The organism is Helicobacter sp. (genome assembly GCF_029067145.1).
Lineage (GTDB): Bacteria > Campylobacterota > Campylobacteria > Campylobacterales > Helicobacteraceae > Helicobacter_D.
Genome location: NZ_JAIEFA010000042.1, coordinates 25,861 through 46,834, shown reverse-complemented (window position 1 = coordinate 46,834; position 20,974 = coordinate 25,861). Strand labels below are relative to the sequence as shown.

21 protein-coding genes are annotated in these 20,974 nt (G+C 37.5%); 6 read left to right on the top strand and 15 right to left on the bottom strand.

Features of this window, described 5'->3' with window-relative positions:
* The coding region (locus K2N75_RS05050; RefSeq protein WP_297680192.1) for an autotransporter outer membrane beta-barrel domain-containing protein at window positions 1-3,133 on the top strand (3,133 nt) is incomplete at its 5' end.
* On the opposite strand, the gene K2N75_RS05045 is transcribed toward K2N75_RS05050, so the two are convergent.
* The 3 genes from K2N75_RS05045 to K2N75_RS05035 form a co-directional block, all read right to left on the bottom strand.
* Entirely contained in the window at window positions 3,130-3,276 is a 147-nt protein-coding gene (locus tag K2N75_RS05045) for a hypothetical protein (protein ID WP_297680194.1), read from the bottom strand. The genes K2N75_RS05050 and K2N75_RS05045 overlap by 4 nt on opposite strands.
* 319 nt (window positions 3,277-3,595) lie before the next feature.
* On the bottom strand, window positions 3,596-5,284 hold the full coding sequence (locus tag K2N75_RS05040; protein ID WP_297680196.1) for an N-6 DNA methylase: 1,689 nt from the start codon (window positions 5,282-5,284) through the stop codon (window positions 3,596-3,598).
* A gap of 10 nt (window positions 5,285-5,294) precedes the next feature.
* The gene (locus tag K2N75_RS05035; RefSeq protein ID WP_297680198.1) at window positions 5,295-6,566 is read right to left on the bottom strand and encodes an aromatic amino acid transport family protein; all 1,272 of its coding nucleotides are present in this window, start codon (window positions 6,564-6,566) and stop codon (window positions 5,295-5,297) included.
* 132 nt (window positions 6,567-6,698) lie between these two features.
* Between K2N75_RS05035 and K2N75_RS05030 the strand changes: the two genes are divergently transcribed.
* The 5 genes from K2N75_RS05030 (at window position 6,699) to K2N75_RS05010 (ending at window position 11,462) form a co-directional block, all read left to right on the top strand.
* On the top strand, window positions 6,699-8,471 hold the full coding sequence (locus K2N75_RS05030) for a DNA polymerase III subunit gamma/tau (RefSeq protein WP_297680200.1): 1,773 nt from the start codon (window positions 6,699-6,701) through the stop codon (window positions 8,469-8,471).
* 9 nt (window positions 8,472-8,480) lie between these two features.
* A complete protein-coding gene (gene tsaE, locus K2N75_RS05025; protein WP_297680202.1) occupies window positions 8,481-8,900 on the top strand; it encodes a tRNA (adenosine(37)-N6)-threonylcarbamoyltransferase complex ATPase subunit type 1 TsaE in 420 nt (139 codons plus the stop codon).
* A complete protein-coding gene (lptB, locus tag K2N75_RS05020; protein WP_297680204.1) occupies window positions 8,888-9,610 on the top strand; it encodes an LPS export ABC transporter ATP-binding protein in 723 nt (240 codons plus the stop codon). Before tsaE ends, lptB begins: the two co-directional genes overlap by 13 nt.
* Window positions 9,607-10,935: an RNA polymerase factor sigma-54 gene (locus K2N75_RS05015; RefSeq protein WP_297680206.1), complete on the top strand. Its 1,329-nt coding sequence runs from the start codon at window positions 9,607-9,609 to the stop codon at window positions 10,933-10,935. The genes lptB and K2N75_RS05015 overlap by 4 nt, the downstream gene beginning before the upstream one ends.
* A gap of 74 nt (window positions 10,936-11,009) precedes the next feature.
* Window positions 11,010-11,462 (top strand): DUF1104 domain-containing protein, encoded by a 453-nt coding sequence (locus K2N75_RS05010; RefSeq protein WP_297680208.1) that lies wholly within the window; start codon window positions 11,010-11,012, stop codon window positions 11,460-11,462.
* A 51-nt stretch (window positions 11,463-11,513) separates the two neighbouring features.
* Here the strand turns inward: K2N75_RS05010 and K2N75_RS05005 are convergent, their stop codons facing one another.
* The 12 genes from K2N75_RS05005 to K2N75_RS04950 form a co-directional block, all read right to left on the bottom strand.
* Window positions 11,514-12,383 carry a thiamine-phosphate kinase gene (locus K2N75_RS05005; RefSeq protein WP_300120089.1) on the bottom strand — a complete coding sequence of 290 codons (870 nt, stop codon included), beginning with the start codon at window positions 12,381-12,383 and terminating at the stop codon, window positions 11,514-11,516.
* A complete protein-coding gene (gene nadC / locus K2N75_RS05000) occupies window positions 12,383-13,210 on the bottom strand; it encodes a carboxylating nicotinate-nucleotide diphosphorylase (protein WP_297680212.1) in 828 nt (275 codons plus the stop codon). Before nadC ends, K2N75_RS05005 begins: the two co-directional genes overlap by 1 nt.
* A gap of 13 nt (window positions 13,211-13,223) precedes the next feature.
* Window positions 13,224-14,228 carry a quinolinate synthase NadA gene (gene nadA, locus K2N75_RS04995; protein WP_297680214.1) on the bottom strand — a complete coding sequence of 335 codons (1,005 nt, stop codon included), beginning with the start codon at window positions 14,226-14,228 and terminating at the stop codon, window positions 13,224-13,226.
* Complete coding sequence (locus K2N75_RS04990) at window positions 14,206-15,033, bottom strand: phosphatidylserine decarboxylase (protein ID WP_297680216.1); 828 nt, start codon at window positions 15,031-15,033, stop codon at window positions 14,206-14,208. The genes nadA and K2N75_RS04990 overlap by 23 nt, the downstream gene beginning before the upstream one ends.
* Window positions 15,034-15,035: 2 nt before the next feature.
* Window positions 15,036-15,749, bottom strand: coding sequence for an arginyltransferase (locus K2N75_RS04985; RefSeq protein WP_297680217.1), 714 nt, complete (start codon window positions 15,747-15,749; stop codon window positions 15,036-15,038).
* A gap of 5 nt (window positions 15,750-15,754) precedes the next feature.
* On the bottom strand, window positions 15,755-17,011 hold the full coding sequence (locus tag K2N75_RS04980) for a murein transglycosylase domain-containing protein (protein WP_297680218.1): 1,257 nt from the start codon (window positions 17,009-17,011) through the stop codon (window positions 15,755-15,757).
* Complete coding sequence (locus tag K2N75_RS04975; RefSeq protein WP_297680220.1) at window positions 17,011-17,367, bottom strand: hypothetical protein; 357 nt, start codon at window positions 17,365-17,367, stop codon at window positions 17,011-17,013. Before K2N75_RS04975 ends, K2N75_RS04980 begins: the two co-directional genes overlap by 1 nt.
* Window positions 17,339-17,929, bottom strand: a complete 591-nt coding sequence (locus tag K2N75_RS04970; RefSeq protein ID WP_297680222.1) for a DJ-1 family glyoxalase III — start codon at window positions 17,927-17,929, stop codon at window positions 17,339-17,341. Before K2N75_RS04970 ends, K2N75_RS04975 begins: the two co-directional genes overlap by 29 nt.
* A gap of 11 nt (window positions 17,930-17,940) precedes the next feature.
* Window positions 17,941-18,504, bottom strand: a complete 564-nt coding sequence (gene efp / locus K2N75_RS04965; protein WP_297680224.1) for an elongation factor P — start codon at window positions 18,502-18,504, stop codon at window positions 17,941-17,943.
* Between the two features lie 13 nt (window positions 18,505-18,517).
* Window positions 18,518-19,441, bottom strand: a complete 924-nt coding sequence (locus K2N75_RS04960) for a class II fructose-bisphosphate aldolase (protein ID WP_297680226.1) — start codon at window positions 19,439-19,441, stop codon at window positions 18,518-18,520.
* Between the two features lie 9 nt (window positions 19,442-19,450).
* Entirely contained in the window at window positions 19,451-20,266 is an 816-nt protein-coding gene (locus K2N75_RS04955; protein WP_297680228.1) for a peptidyl-prolyl cis-trans isomerase, read from the bottom strand.
* 146 nt (window positions 20,267-20,412) lie between these two features.
* Window positions 20,413-20,973, bottom strand: a complete 561-nt coding sequence (locus tag K2N75_RS04950; RefSeq protein ID WP_297680230.1) for a hypothetical protein — start codon at window positions 20,971-20,973, stop codon at window positions 20,413-20,415.
* Between the last annotated feature and the right edge of the window lies 1 nt (window position 20,974).

Below are 20,974 nucleotides of genomic sequence, written 5' to 3'. Positions count from 1 at the left end.
AGCAAGCAGAACGCTTGTAAGTTTCGGTGTGGTAGCGTTAGCTAGCACTGGTGTTTTGGCGGCTGATATTAGTAATAGCCCAAACCAAAATGGTAGCACAACAACCGCAAACCCTTCGTTTGATAAAAATGGTGTTTATTCCAAAAAAGACCAAACAGGCGCAGCAATTGCAGCAGGCACAAATGTAGATTTAACACTTAATGCACCTAGCAAAAACAATACAACAGGTATCGCAAACTCTACCACAACAGGTCGTAATCCTAATGTAGATTTAGGTGGCAATGTCGTTGAGGGTAGTGGCACAAACATTTCTTTCAATGGGCAAAGAGAAGAGGAAAGATACTTCAAAGGTAGCGGTATCGGTATGGAGAATGGCACAGGTTTCGCAGCTTGGGGCAATGGAAATGTCGGTTCAGTAGTGGATAATCCCAACAGCAAAGCAGAAATCAAACTAGAAGCAAATGCTGCTGGCACAAAAGGCAACCTTAAGATTAATGGCACAGCAGCAAATGCACAAACTCTCTATAACTTCACATTAGATGCAGATAATGTTACGATTGGTGATACACAAGCTATCAATCTTGAAGCCAATAATGGCGTTTCTAGCATCACAGCGCAAAAAGCCGATACAGCAAAAACTCTAGGAAATGTTGATTTGGACAACAGCAATCTCATCATTGGCAAAAACGCCTCTGTGGAAATCACTGCAGGCACTTTCTCAATGGGAACGGGTGAGCTTGGAATCGAAGACCCAAGAAGCTCTAAGGGCATCACAATCAATGGCAATACTGCGACATTCACAGGCACGCAGTTAGGCTTGGGCTCTACGGACATCAAGCAACTAAGACTTGATAGCGCAAATGGTGGAGCAAAAACACTCATTACCCTCAATCCACAAGGAAATGCTACAACAGCTACACTTGCGGGAGTGAATATTGAAAAAGTAGAAGGGAATTGGAGAACAACTGCAGCGGGAGCAGGCGTAGCAGGGAGAACTCAAGCGCTAGGAGCTGGGACTTTAACATTCAATAATACCCCAACCCTAGAAAAAACTGCGAGTCAGCTACTCAATAGGAGAATCTCTCAAGGATTAGATGGTGTTTATGGGATTAATGTAAATGGGAGTGATGATTTGACTACTCTAGGTGGAATTATAGCCATTAAAAACAATGCTGTAGAAGCCAACAAGAGAAATGTAACAAGCGTTGCTTACAAAGACGCTCAAGGACGAATCCAAAACAACACTTGGATGAGCAGTGGGTTCTTCGACTATACAACCTCAAATGAAGTGAAATATGGCTTTGAAGGCAATAACATCATCAAATGGCAAGACAGATACACAAGCGGTGCTGACGCACTCATCGTCAATAATGGACTTTATGTGCAAGGCAATCAAGTAAAACTTGGAAGCTATCTCGTCAGAAGCTTAGTCAATGGCAAATGGGTAGCAAATATCAACAATATGAATATGCTAATTGCTGCAAATCAAGCTCCTCTTACAAATTTCCAAAATGAACTTGCTCAAGGAACACCAGCCACTATTTTGGATTCCTATGGCAAACTCATAGATACTAATGCTGCAAAAGATGACATCAAAAACAATGCTGCTAACTCTCGCTTGAAAGAGCTTTATACACAAAGAGACGCAATTGTTACAACAGGCACAGGTATCACACTTTCTACACTAGATTCTGACCAAGCAAGAAATGAAGCAGATAGAAGAGAGTTAGTAGCTAGAATCAATACTCTAACAGGAGCAGCCAAAGCAGCAGCGCAAAACGACTTGGAGAAATTTGACAAATATGTTGCATTAATCCAAGAGGCAAGAGATTTATACAATACTGCGACAGATAAACTTGCATTGTATGATAGATTGCTAACAGACACAAGCACTACCGGTAATGGAGATTTCAGATACTTCAAAACATACAATGTGATTCAAAATGGAGCAGTTGCGGGGAAAGCTAGCACAGGTAAGCTAAATACTGCAGGGATTAACTATATTGCAGACAACGCGGGTGTAAATTCTCACAGAGATTTAGCAGTAGGAATCTTTGACTCTTTACAAGAATCAGGATTGAATGAACTTGCTATCTTTAACATTCAACTAGACGGATTAAACAACGGAAGACAATGGCAAACAATGACAAACGACATTCACGATAATGCGCGTTCTGTAACCAACTTCACAAACTCTGTAAGCACTGCGATTAATGTTTCTAACGATATGGCTTTAAGTGATAGAATCGCAAAAGCACACAATCCTTATGGTGAAAAACTAGCAGCAGCAGGAAGCGATGCTTACCACGATTTCTACCGCAGAACCAATGGAAGCGTTTGGGTTAATGCGTTTGGTGGAGCAAACATCGTAGATGGTGAAAGCGGTGGCGTGTATGGAATCTCTCTTGGTGTGGATAAACAAATCACAGATTCTGCACTTCTTGGTATCTATTTCACTTATGCAGACGCAGACTTGAAAGACAAGAGTGCAAAACAAGAATCCGATAACTTCAGACTAGGGATTTATTCTAATATCCAATTAAGCCCAAGCTGGGAATTGAATCTTCACGGATTTGGACAACTTTCACAAACTGACCAATATACTTCTGTGCTTGGTCAAGGATACACAAGTGATTTTGATAAAAAATTCTTTGGTTTGAGTGGAAGCGTGGGCAAAATCATTGATTTTGAAAACAGCTTGTTCTTAAAACCATTCTTGGGATTGAATTACTACTATTCAAACAATCCCGGATACACAGAAAAGGGTGGAGACTATATCCAAAATGTGGATAAAACACAAAACAATACTATTAGCGCAGATTTAGGCTTAGAGATTAGAAAATACTTCAACGAAACTTCTTATCTCTTTGCTACTCCAAAAGTAGAGCAATATTTGCTAAATGACGGGGATGATTACACTGCTTCTTTTGTAGGTTCTCCTATTAACTTTAGTGTAGGTGCAAGTGATAAACTTAAAACTTATGGACAATTAGTTGTCGGTGGAAGTTTTGGTGTTACAGACAATCTAAATATTGACTTAGGACTTGGTGCAAAACAAATCCTAACAAACAAAGTAGATGATAAAAACGAAACTTACCTAAGCGGAAATCTTGGAGTTAGATATAAATTCTAATGTGTCATTGCGAGGCGAAGCCGAAGCAATCCGTAACTTTGGATTGCTTTAAGCTTTCCTCTCGTCATTGCAAGATTCCGCAAGGAATCGTGGCGCACATTGCGTAGCAATTTGCCCACACTTGCAAACCTATAATCTTGCAAACAAAAAACACTTATTTTCTGCTAAATTTTAGAAATTTCATTTTCTCGCAAAATTTTGCGAGAATTTCTCCTTTTTACATTGCCTTTTATCATTGCAAGATTCCATAAAAAAGATTGGAATGTCCTTGCGAGGGCTTTGCCCGAAGCAATCCATAATTTTGCCAACAGAGCGTTTTATTTTTCTTCCTTGCAAGAAAAGCTTTAGCTTTTCGTGGTAATCCACAATAATGCACTTCTTTAAAAATTCTGTTGCAAAGTTTTCTTTATGTAAGATTATAGATTGCTTCGCTTCACTCGCAAGGACAGATTGGCGGTGAAATTATCCTATCTCATAGCCTAATAACTTTGCGATTCCTTGTTTTTGCGCTTTAATTTGCTCTCCTCGCGCAATCAGTTCATAAAAGCATTCATTGTAATCCTCTAAAGATTGCGAATCTAAAAACTCATTTGGCAAAAGCATTTCTTTAACTTCTTTTTCACCGATTCGTTCATTATTGTCTTGATAAATTTTACTCAATGCCAAATAGCCTGCAGAAGTTAAAAAATAAAAATACAATGCTTTTGCCACGACAGAATTTTTCACCCTAAGCACCAAGATTCCGGCATTTGGCAAGACAATCTTTTGTGCTGCATTTTTGCCTATAATCGCAACCTTTGGGGTAACTCCACGCATAGAGAGCAAAATATCATAAGGTTGCACTCTAAGCTCATACAAACGCTTAAGATTCGGCTTTAACGCATAATCTTTAAAGGAATTACTCACGCCGTAGGCTTCAAAATCTTTAATCCCTAAGTCATAACAGCCAATCATCTCCTTGTCTTGTTTCATTTCTATACGCGTTCCACGATAGCATTTTTCCAAAAAATTCCCCAAAACTACTTTGATTTGCGAAGATTGTATTTCTTTCTGCATATAATAAGAGGGTTTAAGATTCTCCAAATTGATGCTTTGATAATCCAAAAGGTGTGAAATCTTAGTATTTCTTTTGAAAGCATACAAATCTGCTATTTCCTCTAAATTAATGAGTTTATTGTATTTTCCCTCTTTTAAATAAAAATCTTGTGCATTGATAAAAAACATTCGTTGGTTTTGAGGGGAAAGCACAAGCAAGCAAAATTCTCCCATTTGATGTGGAAAAATATTTGTCGGCAGTTCAATAATTGCTTCTAAAATCCTAGACTGCACGAGATAATGACGCAATCGTTCCCCTATGGGCTTGTTTAACAATACGGAGCGAATGATAAAAATCGCTTTTTTGTTGAATTTTGAAAGCGCAAAATCCAAAAACGGAATCTCTGGAGCGGTTTTTGTATAAGGCGCAAGAGGCGAAGTTTTGGGAGCTTTAAGATTAAGATGAGAAAGCAAGGGAGGATGACAAAAGACTTTGTCAAACTTTTGATTCCTTTTGTCTTTTTGATTTTTTTCTATATTCAAAAAATCCTTAAAAATATCCGCAACTTCCAAATGACAATCTTTAAATTTCAAGAGCAATGCAAGTGTTTTAGCGATTTCAATAAGCTTAGGGTGAATATCCACGCCAAAAAATTGACATTCGTTATGGTATGCACTCAAGCTCAAAAACCAAGAGCCAACTCCGCAGCAAGGATTATAAATGCTTTCATTTTTTTGTAAATGCAATAACCTACACACAAGCGTATTTATCTCCGCTGGCGTTGCATAATCATAGAGTTTTAAAATTGTTTTTTGCAGCGCAATCGTTTGAATAAAATCCTCTAATTCTTGCGCATTGACTTTGAGATTCTGCGCAAGTTTTATGACTTTTTTATAATTCAAATCTGTATTAATTGCTATTTTATGCGTTAAATTGTGTTTTTGTAGATAACAATAAAAACTCTGTGGAATCTCTTTTGTTTTAGAGATTAACAATTCTGCACTTAAAGTTTTGTCTTGTCCTGCCAACAAAAACTCCAATGTCAAGCACAAGACATCAAAATTATCCTCGTGGTATTTTTGAATGTATTGAAAAATCTGCAACAATTCTTTCATTGCATTCTCCTTATTTATACATCGGCAACCAATTAAAGACAAATAAAATATGGCAAACACCAACCACACAGCCAAAAATCAACAAACTATAAATCGTCCAATTCCCACCCTTGACACGAAAATTATGCTCTAAAGCGGGATTGGGCGCACATTGCCTTGATTCCTTACGTGCGATTCTGCTTGCCCTAAGCAATAAGGCAGGAATAATCACAGACCAAATCGTCGCTGCAAGTCCTGCCCAACCGATTGCAAGCAAAAAGCCATCGGGATAAATCATTCCTGCAATAATTGGTGGTGCAAAGGCAACCAATAGAGTTTTTGTGCGCCCTAATCTGCTATCATCAAATCCACATAAATCTGCTATATAATCAAACAACCCAAGCCCAGCACCTAAAAATGAAGTGGAGACTGCCAAAAACGCAAATCCCTCTAGCATTCTTAGCAAAAATGCTCCATTAAGATTCAAACTCGCGGCTTCAATCAAATGGCGCACATTGCCTCCCGCAGCAATTACATTTTTAAAATCACTACGTTCAATATTGCCATCACACGCAATATTCCATACCACATAAGCCACAAATGCAATCAATGTGCCATAGACTAAACATTTGTTAATTTTATTGGGTTCTTTGCCAAAATACTTTACAAGACTTGGCACGCTTGCGTGGAAACAAAAGGAAGTCAGATAAGTAGAAAATGCTACAAATACAAAGATTCCATAAGGATTATTATCGTGATTTAAGTCCAACAAATAAGACATTTTCATTTCACTTAGCATACCGCTCATTGCGAAGACAAAGGTCAAAGCCATTCCACCAATCATCACCACAGAGAATCTATCCACAAGATAAGTACTCCACCAAACACAACCGCTAAGTAGAATCGCAAACAATAAACTTGCCAATAGTTTAGGAGGCTCATAATCAAAAGCAACAAGCGAAATATGCACCACCATAGAGCCACCTCCGCTCACATAGGCATAAATCAAGATATAAAGCACAAAAGCGACACTCAAACCATTAACGAGATTCCAAAATTTCCCCAAATTATCTAGCACAAGCGTATGGAAGCTTGAACCGGGTTGATAATACAAATTTACCTCTAATAAAGCTTGAGAAGAAAGCAACATCATAAACCAAGTCAGCACTAATAATCCCAAAGAATACCAAATCCACATTCCCGCGCTTATCGTGGGTAACGCCAACATTCCCGCCCCGATTGCTGTCCCGGCAATAATCATTGTCCCACCAAGCACACTTGGTTTGCGTTTCACATTAAACATAGAATCCCTTTAAAATAGATTCTACATTATATCCAAGATTTAGATTTGAGAGATTAAAATTTAGTTGATTAACAAATTTTTAGGCTAGCTTTGTGTAGAATTTGAATTTTTAAACTTAGGATAGCAAAGATTATGGAACAACAAGCCTTAGCTCTGAAATATCGTCCAATGGATTTTGATGAACTCATCGGACAAGAAGCAGTCAGTCGCACTCTCTCCTTAGCATTAAGTAGCAAACGACTCTCCCACGCTTATTTATTTTCAGGCTTGCGCGGGAGTGGCAAAACTTCTAGTGCTAGGATTTTCGCAAGAGCCTTACAATGCGAAAATGGTCCCTGCGCAAAACCTTGTGGTGTATGCGCAAACTGCGTTGCAGCCAATCCTCACAAAATGCGTCATATTGACATTATAGAGCTAGATGGTGCGTCTAGCCGCAAAATTGATGACATTCGTGATTTAATAGAGCAGACAAAATATCACCCCAATATGGGACGTTTTAAAATCTTTATTATTGATGAAGTGCATATGCTTACCAAAGAAGCCTTTAACGCACTACTAAAGACACTTGAAGAGCCACCAGAATATGTGAAATTTATCCTCGCCACCACAGACCCACTGAAGCTTCCTGCGACGATTTTAAGCCGCACACAACATTTTCGCTTCAAACGCATTTCGGATAAAAGCATTTTGGCACATCTAAAAAATATCCTACAAAAAGAACGAATCACCTACCAAGATGAGGCTTTAAATATGCTTATTCGGAGCGGTTCAGGTTCTTTGCGCGACACTTTAACACTACTAGACCAAGTGATTATTTATTCTAATTACAACATCACTTCTGATTCTTGCGCAAATATGTTAGGGCTTATTAATCCCCAAAGCCTCAATGCGCTTTTTGAGTGCATTTTCAAACAAGACAGAGAGCTTTTATTGCGTGAGCTTGAAGCTTTTTTTGAATATGAAGCCGAAATGCTTTTAGACGAAATGAGTATTTTCCTAAAAGACAAGCTTTTAAAGGGTGAGGATTCGCGTTACAATCCTTTATTGATAGACAGATTCTTTCGGATTCTAACCCAATCCAAAGAATTATTATTCTTAGGCTCTGAAGATGAATTTGTTTTGACGCTTACCTTTTTTAAAATGCTAGAATCCCTCCAAATAGAAGCGATTGATGTAGCGATTCAAAACCTAGAAAAAGGCTTATTTGAAAATTTACCCAAACAAATTCCAAACACACAATCTCCAAACCAACAAACAACAAAAGATTCGCAAAGCATTCCCGCAGATTCTATGGCGACAACATTTAAAGAATCTCCACCTACCCAACCGACAGAAATTGCCAAAAACTCATCAGAACCAAGCCAAGAAAATGCCTTAAATCTATTCTCCCTGCTCCAACAAAAAATCTATGAGCGCAATTATGAATTAGGAGAGATTTTCACGCAAGAGATTCGTTTTGTTTCATTGATAAACCATACGCTCACTTGGGAAAGTTCTGCAAGCGGTGAGAATCGCGAAAGGCTCAAAAATAGCTATTCTATTATTAAAAACCTCGTTTTAGAAGTTTTTGGAATCCAAACACAAATCAAATCCCTTAGCAATCCTCATCAAAATGCTACTACTTCACAGCCTCCTTTGGAGAATAAAGCACCACAAAATCCAAATGCACAAGCACAAGAAGCACAAACTCAAAATTCTGCTTCTGATTCTACATCTTCAGTCTCACCAGCCAATCCATACCAAGAATCCGCCCAAACCGCTCCAACTCCTACCGATTCTCATCAGGCTACACAAGATATACAAGCCGAAGTCAATGCGGCTTTAGAACTGCCTTTATTACAAAGCGCAAAAGAATTGTTAGAAATCAAGCAAATCAAAGTGCGCCCGAAATCTGTCGCAAATTAGGATTTTATAATGGAATGGATTTTAACCCAAAAAGAGTTGCCCAAACTTTGCAAAGATTTGGATTTGAAAAATCATCGTGGCATTTATTTGCTTAGTGGCGACTTAGCAAGCGGTAAAACAACATTGATTCAAGCAATGGTTGCCTCATTAGGAAGCAAGGCAAAGGTTACTTCGCCAACTTTCTTAACTACATTAGAATATGGCAATCAAATCTATCATTATGATATTTATAATAAGGATTTGGAGGAACTCTTTGCACTAGGATTTTTAGAAGAAATTGAAAAGGAAGGTTGGCATTTCATTGAATGGGGAGATGAAAATTTAGCTAAAATTCTAAAACAAATTGGCTTGCCCTTTTGGAGAATCATCATTAGCACAGAATCCAAAGGAAGAAAATATTGTATTGAGGAAAGTTTATGCACACATTAGAAGCAATGCACTTAAGCAAAACTATCAAAAAAACAAATATCATTAGTGAGATTTCTATACGCGTGCAAAGCGGTGAAGTCGTAGGGCTTTTAGGTCCAAATGGTGCGGGAAAAACCACGACTTTTTATATCATCTGCGGACTTTTAAGGGCAAGTAGTGGTAAAGTTTGTTTTGATAATCAAGAAATCACGAGCTTAAGCCTTCATAAACGCGCACAACTTGGAATCGGCTATCTACCGCAAGAATCTAGCGTTTTTAAAGATTTAAGCGTAGAGGAAAATCTCTTAATTGCCGCAGAAGTGTGTTTAAGCAATGAAAGCGAGAGAAACCAACGCATTGAAGAGCTTTTGGAAGATTTTAGTATTGAGCCGATTCGGAATCGCAAGGGCGTAAATTTAAGCGGGGGAGAAAGGAGACGCGTAGAAATTGCGCGCGCACTCGTCAAAAAACCAAAATTCATTTTATTAGATGAACCCTTTGCGGGGGTTGATCCTATTGCTGTGCTAGATATTCAAAATATTATTAAAAAACTCGTTACGCTGGACATTGGAGTTCTCATCACTGACCACAATGTGCGTGAGACACTCGGCGTTTGTAATCGTGCGTATGTCATCAACAAAGGCACTTTGCTTGCAAGCGGAGATTCTAACGAAATTTACAAAAATGAACTTGTCCGCAAACATTATCTAGGTGAGAATTTCCGAGTATGAAACTACGCACCCAAACCCAAACCACACTCAAAGCAAAACTCTCCTCTACACTCAAAAGTTGGCTTCCGATTCTACAAAGTGGAATGAACGATTTAGAGGATACTTTAGGAGAATTTAGCAAAGAGAATCCTTATTTTAATGTCAAATCCAATATTGCGCAAGATTTCAGCTCTCAAAGCTCTGCTCAAAAAAAGCGGCAACAAGAAATCTCAAGAGGTGCAAAAGGCTCTAGTATAGAGAATGATGCGATAGAACAATTCTGCATTCAAGAGGAATCTCTAGAAGTAGCATTAAATGGACAAATCGTGCCACCATTATTTCCCACTAGAAGCTCTCAAGAAATCGCTAAACAAATCATTGAAAACCTAAATGAAGAGGGTTATTTTGATGGAGATTGCGAGCAAATCGCACAGGCTTGCAGCAAGATACTTAATGCCCCCATTAGCGCAACAGAGGTCGAAAAAGTGCGCAAACGTTTCGCGTATCTTGACCCACCGGGCATTGCAGCACTTGATTTGATAGAATCCTTTTGCTTTCAGTTGGATAATTTAGATGTTCCAAGCGAAGTTTATACCCTAACACAAGAGATTTTGCAGGATTTAGAAAACCATACAAAGCATAAAAATGCTCCGTTGTATGAAAAAGCAATGAAAGTGATTCAAAGTTTCAAAAATCCGCCCGCACTTGATTTTTTCCAAAAAGAATCCGCAATCATTCCAGATATTTTAGTTTTTGAGGAAAAAAACAACATTCAAGTGCAAATCAATGAAAAATATTATCCAAGCATTGAAATCCAAACACAAAGCAAAGAGGATAAAATCAAGCTTAAAGAGGAGTTTATCAAAGCCAAAATCAAAGAGGCACGCGACCTTGTAGATGCGCTTGAAATGCGAAAGGCGACGCTTTATAAAATCGGGCTAATGATTGTGGAATATCAATATGAATTTTTTAAAGGTGGCGAAATCAAGCCGATGAAACTGAAAGATTTAGCCGAAGAATTTGGACACGCTCCTAGCACAATTTCACGCGCGATTTCTAATAAATTTTTGGAATGTTCTCGTGGAATCTTTCCACTTAAAAACTTCTTTGCCACCGCGATTGATGAGGAGACTGCCAATACGACAATTAAAGACTTTGTCGCGGATTTAGTCAAAAACGAAAGCAAACAAAAACCGCTAAGCGACCATAGAATCCTAGAACTTATTGAGGAAAAATTCCATATCAAAATGGTGCGTCGCACGATTACCAAATACCGAGCACAACTCAATATTGCGAGCTCAAGTGAGCGCAAAAAACTCTACAAAATCTCCGCCCCCTCTGTTTAATTTGCTAAACTTCACATTGATTTCACACTGGCAAACTATAATTCCGCTGTTCAAAAAATTTTAAGGAGCAAACAATGAAAACAAAAATTATCTTATCTCTTGCTTTGGCTGGCACTTTGGTTTCAGGCGCACTAGCAGCGGATTATTCCAAAGCAAGCAATGAAGAGCTTATCAAGTTATCCGGAAAGGTTGCACCAAAAGATTATCCCGATTATAGAATGGAGATTCATAAGCGAATGCAAGAAATGAAAGTCAAAGAAGCAAGAGAGTTTCGCGATAGATTGAGAGAATCCCACCAAAATGCGTATAGCAATATGACACATAAAGAATATTTAGAACACCACAATGCGCTTTGTGCAGAAGTGCAAAAGCGTTTGGACACAATGAGCGAATCCCAAGCAATAGAAAGCGGATTAATAGGCTATGGATATGGTCATCACAGAGGTTATAGAGGCGAATATGGTCAGGCAGGTAACAAAAACCATCGCAACTGCTATAACAGAGGAGGATACCATCATTTTTGGTAAGATTACGCGAGGCATTATGGATTGCCACGATTCCTTGTAGAATCCCGCAATCTACTCGTGCCAATTTTTCTTTTTGGCGATATATTTACCACGAATCGCAACAGCAAAAGGCACAAATTGGTGGCGAAATTTCCAAGCCTTTCTTTGCATTTTTTTGAGATTTCGCCTCTCTATGGCATAAAGCATTTGATATTCTTCAGGAGAATAAAGCCAATCTCCCTTTTGTTTTAGAATCTTAAACCCCAAACGATTGACTTGACTTAGACGCGACAATTCTAGTGAGATTCCATCAGAAATATCCATACCCGCTTTTGCAATATTGTTTAGCTCAAACAACATTTTAGGATATAAAAGTGGCTTGGCAAAGCGCGAATATTTGTGGATTTTTTTATCACGACAGAATCGCAAAGAGTTTTTTAAGATTTTAAAATTCTGCCCAAAGGCTTGCATTTTAGCGTGATTTAACGCGCCTTTTGGGGTAATATATCCCAAAATATTGCCTTGCTTGATTCCTTTTCTGAACAAAGTTTTGTGTCTTTTTTGCCCTAAAAGCGTTAAAGAAAAGTGCAATTTTTCGCCTACAAGCGTATCGCCGCCAATAATTTGAATACGATATTTTTTTGCGCAATCCCCTATGATTCGCGCTAATTTTGAAACTTCTTTAAAATCATTAGGCATACAAAGCGTTAAGAGCAAAAAACTTGGAATCGCATTCATCGCATAAATATCGGATAGATTTACTAAAAAACATTTTTCTACTAAATCCTCTAAATTTGCCCAAGCTCTTTTAAAGTGAATATCCTCAAAGAATGCGTCATTAGCGATGAGATATGTCCCAAGATACACCCCATCATCTCCGATTCCAAAAGTTGCCCCACTTTGTTTTAATGTCTGAATAAAAGCCTTTTCCCTATCACGCATTAGTCTATTTTCATACTCAAATCCACCCAAACTGCTTGATGTGTAATCGCGCCAACCGATACCGCATCTACGCCCGTTTTAGCATATTCTTTAATATTGCCCAAAGTAATATTTCCGCTTGCTTCAAGCAAAACACTTGGAGCAATTTCATTGCGCATTTTGACGACTTCTTGAATCATTTGTATATCCATATTATCGCACATTACAATATCCACTTCTGCTTCTAACGCCTCTTTAGCTTGCAACACATTCTCACATTCTACCTCAATCTTAGACACAATCGGGGTTTTGCAGCGAATGTCATCAATGAATTTCTTTAACGATAGAATGCGTGTTAAATGTGTATCTTTTAACATCAAGCAATCATCTAAACCCAAGCGATGATTCACCGCTCCCCCATTACGCGTAGAGTATTTCTCAAAATCTCTTAATAAAGGACGCGTTTTTCTTGTATCTAGTAGCACGCAATTTGTGCCTTCTAGTCTTTGCACATACTTGTGTGTCAATGTTGCGATTCCACTAGAATGCTCTAATAAATTCAAAATCGTGCGCTCCGCACTTAGCAACTCGCTCATATTGCCTTCAAAAGAAACAATCCTTTCACCTCTTTTAAAAACCATTCCATCATCAAAGATAAACTCGCATTTAAGATTCAACAACTCACAAAGTCGCTCAATATACATTCTCCCTGATAGCACACCATCTTCTTTGGCAAGCACATAGGCTTCCACTTGTGTATTGTTTTGCATTCGTGTGTATAAATCTCCGCGCCCAATGTCTTCTTTTAAAACTTCTTTTAAGAAATCGTCTAACAATATTTTATGCATTTTTGCTCCTTTTTTAAGATAATTGTAACATTTTATCTAATGCTTTTTTTGCGCGATTCGCAATTTCTAATTCTAATAGAATCTCATTATAAGATTCACCTTGCTTGATTGCTTCTAAACATTTAAGAACATCTTGCAAAGTTGTTTCATTCATTGTCGGACATTCTGGTTTTGTAGAACTTAGCACAAAGGTGTTTTGCTCTTGTCCTTTTTTGGGTTTTCTTAGGCGATGGACGAGATTAAATTCTGTGCCAACTGCAACCTTTTGAGATTCCTCTAAGCCTTGCACAAATTTTATAATTTGGCTAGTAGAACCGACAAAATCCGCCATTTTAACAACCTCTGGCTGACATTCTGGATGGACAGCAATCAAAATGTTTGGAAATTTCTCCCTAAAAAACTCAATATCTTGTGGTGTAAAAAGCTGATGCACAGAACAAAATCCATCATAGCAAATGACTTCTGCTTCTTTGATTTTTTCCACAGAATCCACACCCAAAACCGCGCTTTTAAGCCCATTTTGAATTGCGAGATTCTGCCCTAAACATCTATCGGGCAAAAAGAATATTTTTTTGTTTTGCTTTAAAGCAAAATCCAAAATCTTTGCCGCATTAGAACTTGTGCAAACCACACCTCCTAACTCTGCAACTTTGGCTTTTACCTCCGCATTAGAGTTAATATAAGTAACAGGAAAAATCTCTGCGATTCCATAACTTTTTAAAAGGGCGATAGACTTATCAAAATAACTGCTATCTATCATTCTTGCCATAGAACAACAAGCGATTTTTGGCATAAAAACTCGTTTTTGTGGGGCTAGAATCTTTACACTTTGCCCCATAAAGCCGACTCCACAAAAAATAATTTTTGATTTTTCACTTTGACTTGCTTTGCGCGCTAGCTCCAAACTATCGCCGCTTAAATCTGCAATCTCCACAATCTCATCGCGTTGGTAAAAATGCGCAACTAGCAGTGCGTCCAATTCGTCTAATAATTTTCTAATCGTTTGCTTCATTTCCATTCCTTTGATTCTTTTGAATGTTTTTTGTTTTGTGCTTGGCAATACACTGCCCAAAATAAACTCTTTCTTTAACCCTTAAATCATATTGCCAATTTTTACTCAAAAGCACAATCGTAGAACCCATTAAAAAGCTTCCGATTTCCTCTCCTTTTTTGAGCATTACAGGCGTCTTAAATTCCAAAGTTTGAGAAGTTTTAAATTGAGCGACTTCTGGAGCGAAATTGATTTGAATTTTTCCTACATTTAATGCACCAATTGCAACAAAATAAAATGGCTCTCCAAACTCATCTTCACATTCTAATACAACGCGTCTATTTTGGACAAACACATCTTTGTGCCTTAAAAGCGATTTTTCACAAACGCTATGCAATCTTCCATCAATAAATTCTAAATGTTTGACTTTTAGATTCAAAGGGGCGTGGAATCTATGGTAATCACTAGGAGAAAGATAAAAATTGACAAAACAATAATCCTCTCCTAGCTTTGTCTTGACAAAATCATCTATATGATAATTTCTACCTTTAACTTGCATTGCATAATTTTCTTGACATTGACCAAACTCCATAACAATAGAATCGCAAGGAGCAATCAGATGAAAAGGAGTTTTGTCAAACTGACGCATTTTAACAAGAGAACGCGTAAAAAGCGCATTGAGCGTAGTATAACTTGCCAAAGTGTCAAATTCTTCTAAATTCACTTGAAAAATTTTGATATATACATAATGAATCCACCGCTGAATTTTTGGAGGAAATTCAAAATGCGCAAATTTTTCAAAACACCAAGAAAGAATATTTGTATAATGCAAAATTACTCCTTAACCCAAAGGGGGTTTTCATTCAAATCCGGACGATTACAAAGAATCTCAAAGGGCTTAAAACGTTCTTTATAACCCATAGAATGATGATTTTGTATCCAATAACCCGGATAAAGATATTTGATATTATACCTTTTTGCAACTTCTATCTGTTTAAGAATAGAATAAGTGCCGATAGAAAAATGCTCAAAATCGTGGTCATAATAACAATAAACCGCTGAAATTGCGGTGGGCAAAATATCCACATACGCTACACCAACTAATTGATTGTTTATATAATAATCAAATTCATAACCAAATTCTAAAAATCCCCGCACAAAGGTATCATAATACGCGTCTAATGTAATACCTTGATAATCCCAACCCTTTTTCTCGTGCATTTTTTGATGATATTTGTCATAAAGATTCAAATGCTCATCACTGACTTTTGGGCGGGAAACTTGCAAAGTGAGTGGGGATTTTAATGTGCGCTTGTGTGATTTAGAAAATACGAAATTCGCACAATCTTGGCGAATAGAAATGCAAGCATCGCAAGTCCTGCAAGTCGGGACAAAAAAATAATTTCCAAACCTTCTCCAACCACGTTCTAATAATGCGCAATAAAGATAAGCGGTGCAATCCTTAATATAAAAATAACGAAAAGATGCTTCTAGGTTAGGCAAATAACTGCAAGGTCTTGGGGCTTGAACAAGCTCATACACTTCCATTTTGATTATTTTAAGCTCAAACTTGCTAGAGGATTATTTAAGGATTCCACATTTTGCGCACGACTTTGTTGTGCTTGAAATTCTTTTTTTGCATTCGTTACTTTGTGCAAATAATTGCGTGCTTCTTCGTATTTCAAGGAAGTGCGAAGCTTGCGATAAACTTCAGCAGAAGTCATAGAGTTAATCACTTCTACTGCTTTTGTGCGGTCTTTATGAAAAACACTTAACACATTTCCACTTCCTGTGTTATAAGCTGCAATCACGCAATATTCGTGAGATAAGGAATTTTTCACTCCCTTGATATAACGAGTGAATAGAATATTGAGATAGGTAGAGCCGTATTGAATATTTGTCTTAGGCGTAAAAAGCATTTCTTTGCTTGGGATTCCGTCTTGATCGTTTAAAGCCCTATAAACATCTCTCCCTGCACTTGCTGGCACAACTTGCATTAATCCATAAGCTGGAATATGACTTACCGCGTAAGGATTGAAACTAGATTCCGTTTTAATAATTGCAAAAATCAATGCTTGCTCTAACTTGTATTCTTTGGCAAAAAGCGCGACATATTCGCCATATTTATGCTCACTTTGAACCTCGTAATCCTCTACCATTTCAAATTGCACATAATAAACCTTTTTCTTTGTGCCATTTTCTGTAATTTCTGTGGTTTGCAATTTGTTTTCTATCAAATAATCCGCATACCGATTCGCACGCCAAGAATAAAGCACTGCTTTGCCCTCATTGTCTTTTACCAAATCTGCCAAATAAGGCTTGCCGTTAAAAGCAATTTCCTTATCAGAGTATAAATCCACTTCCTCTGGGTCTTCTGGCGTTAGCAATGTCGTCACAATGGCTCTTTTGAGGCTTACTTTGGGATTGCTTGTATCTAGGGTTGCCACAGAAATCACGCCTTTGCCAAAATCTACTTGTGCGCGAGAGAGATAGGAATCTGTATATTTTACATACACTTCTTGTGAAGCAGTAGGCGTGTTATTTTCTCCCCATTTTTTAGAAGCATTTTGCGTCAAAGCTGTAACAATTTTTTTAAAATTTGCTTGTAAATTTTTAACATCACTTTCAATCTGTTTTGGATTAAGCGCGTAATTGACAGCTTTTTTTATTACTTGCTCTTTAGAGATTCCCTCTGTTAAAATCTGTGGGTTATAGATTAAATCCCTATAACCTATTAAACAGCCACCAAACACGAAGCTAAGTAAGGCTGTAAAAAATAATCCAATAAATACACAAAGAATCCTATTCATTAAAGACTCGCAACTCCTTTTTGCATTGTTTCTAGTATAGCACTCGCTTGGAATTTCTTTTTGCTATTCGTTACTATATGCAAATAGTTACGCGCCTCCTCGTATTTCAAATTTGTGCGCAAATAAGCATTGAAAGCAGATTCTATCTTAATGATTGCAACAACCAATGCTTTCTCTAGCTTATAGACTTTAGAATAAAGACTTGCATACTCACCATAAGAAAAAACTTGACTAATCTTGCTAAGGTCATTTAACATTTTCAAGTAATTTACCAAACAACTCCCAAGAAATAATGCAAAAAATCCCCAAAAATCATATAATATTTTTTCATTCAATCCCATTTTTGCTAAATTCATAAGCCAACATTCCCCTTTGCACCTCTCTTGTCTTTGCTTCTCCTACCAACTCTTTTGCCAAAGCAAAACCAAAACATAATGCAGTAGCAGGGCCTCTTGAGGTAATCAGATTCCCATCTTTGACAACAGCTTGATGAGGGATATAATTTTGATTTGCAATGTTTTCTTCTATGCTAGGATAACAAGTAAAATTTTGATTGATTAGAATATTGTGTTTAAAAAGTGCCAAAGGAGCTGCACAAATCGCTCCTATGACTCTGCCTCTTTTATGTAAATCTGCTAGTAACGCACCAACTTCTTTGGATTTGATGAGATTTTGCGTCCCTTCCCAACCTCCCGGAAGCACAATGCTATCAATACTGCTTGCAAGAACTTCTGTAATTTTTACATTGACGCTAACTTTTAAGCCGCTTTGGGATTCCACTACCAAAGCCTTTTGCGATTCCTCATCAACTGCTGCTAAGACGACTTCGCAACCCACACGCCTTAAAACATCAATCACAGAAATCGCCTCAACCTCCTCAAACCCTTTTCCAAGTGGAATCAAAACCCTTACACTCATAATCTTTTCCCCTATTTAACTTTATCCAGATACTCACCTGTTTCAGTATTTACACGAATCACATCTCCCTCTAACACATGGTAAGGCACTTGCACTACCGCACCAGTTTCAAGCGTGGCGGGTTTTTTTCCTGCACTTGTTGTATCGCCTTTGAAATTTGGAGGAGTTTCTGTAATTTTTAATTCCACACTCTGTGGCACATTCACAGTAATTGCCTTGCCATTATGAAACAAAATACTAACCGCCATTCCATCAATCATCCATTTCGCAACTTCGCCTACTTGGTCTTCGCTCAAACCGATTTGCTCGTAATTTTCGTTATCCATAAACTGAAAATAATCGCCATCGTGATATAAAAACTGCATAGAACGTTCTTGTAAATTCGGTTCTTCGCATTTATCTCCCGCGTGGAATGTTTTTTCTAATACTCTTCCGTCCAAAAAGGATTTCATTTTCACACGCACAAATGCCGCTCCCTTACCGGGCTTTACATGCTGATATTCTGTGATTTTATAAGGAATCCCCTCTAACTCAACTTTTAAGCCTTTTTTCAAATCTCCCATTGAATAAGCCATTGTATTCCTTTATTTAAATTTTATTAGAACTTCCCAAAATGTCCATACGCTCCGCAATCACTTGCACCATAAATGCCTTTGCAGGAGCGAAAAACTTTCTTAGGTCAAATTGTGTTTTGTCCTCATTTGCTACGCGTCGCACTTCAGACATAAATGCGATTCTTAAGTCTGTATCGGTATTGATTTTGTTAATCCCACCCTTTACTGCTTCTTGCAAAAACGCAAAAGGCACACCCTTGCTTCCTTTTAAATCCCCTCCACTTGCCAAAAATGCTTCACTGACATTTTGTGGAATCGCACTTGCTCCGTGCAAAACTAATGGAATCTTGGTGCGTCTTTTTACTTCAATCAAGCGGTCAAAGTCTAATTTTGGCTCACCTTTAAACTTAAAAGCTCCGTGGCTTGTGCCAATAGCTGGAGCTAAAAAATCTACTTTGGATTCTTTTACAAACTCCTCTGCCTCATCGGGATTTACCAAACACGCATCTTTCGCATCTACAGAGATATTATCTTCAATCCCCATTAAGCGTCCAAGCTCCGCTTCTACACTCACGCCTGCGATGTGTGCGACTTCTACAACTCTTTTGGTCTCTTTTAGATTTTCCTCAAAACAATGATGACTTGCGTCAATCATTACGGAAGTGAATCCTGCGCGGATTGCTTTTACACAAGATTCAAAACTTGTTCCGTGGTCTAAATGCAATGCCACAGGAATGTGTGGATAAGCTTTAGAGAGAATCTTTACCATTCCTACTGCCATATCAATACCCAAATATTTGATTGCACCCTCACTTGCTTGCACAATAATAGGAGAATTTTTAAGATTCGCTGCTTCAAAAATCGCGCTCAACATTTCGTAATTTACAAAGTTAAAAGCACCTACACCATAATTTTCCTTATTTGCCTTTTCTAAAATTGTATTTCCACAAACTAACATTGAGATTCCTTATTTAAAAATCTCAACTTTTGCTTTTTTGCGTAAGGATTCGCCCTCTTTTTTGATATTTTCTTGTAATTTTTTAATCTTTAGATTCTGCTCAATCTGCCCTTTTATATCATTAAGCGACAATGTACCGGAAGATTTTTTATCCTCTACATAAATGACATGATAACCAAATTGTGTTTTAACCGGTGTTGTAGTATAAGTGCCTTTATTGAGCTTAAAGGCTGCGTTAGAAAATTCTGGCACCATTTGATTTTTGGCAAAATATCCTAGATTTCCTCCATCTTTTGCAGAACCATTTTGCATTTTTTCTCTAATGATTTCATTAAAGCGCGCACTTGTATTTTTGCCTGCTTTTTTAAGCTCTGCAATAACTGCTTTTGCGTCATTTTCGCTAGCCACTAAAATATGGCTTGCTTTTACCATTTCGGGTTGAACAAACTTAGATTTGTTTTGATTATAAAATTGTGTAATTTCAGAATCTGCAACTTTGATTTTTTCTATTTGTTTGCGTGTCCAAACCTCAAGAGTTAGTTCCTCTTCCATAGCTGCAAGGGCATCTTTGTATTCTTTAGAGCTTTGAATTTTGTCTTTTTTGGCTTGCTCTATCAAAAGCTTACGCTCCACTGCTTGATTGACAATCTGTGTTTTTGCATCTTCTGGTAATTGCTCAAACGCCACGCCGGGCAAAGAACGCATTAAAGGCGCAATATCTTTTTCAGTAATAGATTTTCCATTTACTTTTGCATAATCTTTCGCAAAACTCACACCTTGCAACAATGCAAATGCCACCATAGAACCCATAAGAATTTTTTTCATGTTTAACCTTAATTTGAAAATTTTTGAAATTTTACCTTTAAATTTTTAATATTAAATTAATGAAACCAAGAGCCAATCAATTAATAAAGTTTCGTTATGCTATATACCACTCCTTAAAGACATAAACCATAAAAAACAAAAATTTCTTACAAGCTTAAAACAACTGCTAAAGCTGTAACCAAAAAACCCAACATTGTTACAATGCTTGCACTAAAATAATTTCTTTTACAAAATGCTGTCAAAAAAAGCCCTGACAAATAAAGAACAAGTAGCGCAATAGAGAATCCCACAGCCAAAACATCAAAATACCATTTTCCAGCTGCTTTGTGGAGCATCAAAAGCACTCCATACCAACCTCTCTCTACACTGCGGACAATGGGATTCCCTGCCTTATCTTTTGAAAGTGTTACAGAATATTTTAAGTTTCCCATAGAATATGAGTTTCTAAAGAAGCGCACTTCGGTATTTTGTGGAATCTTTAGATGATTTTCTTTAAGCGTTTCTAAAATGATTCGTTGTTCCTCTCCTTTGATAATTGGAGATTCTACCTTAACCTCTACAATCTCCGCTCCAGCGTTTTGGCGAATGCCAAAAATATGAAAAGAACCTGTAATCGCATAAATTAAAGCCATAGGAATAAAAAACAAACTCACATACAAATGGATTTGCATCCAAGTTTTATTAGAAATCAATTTCTTTTTTATCATT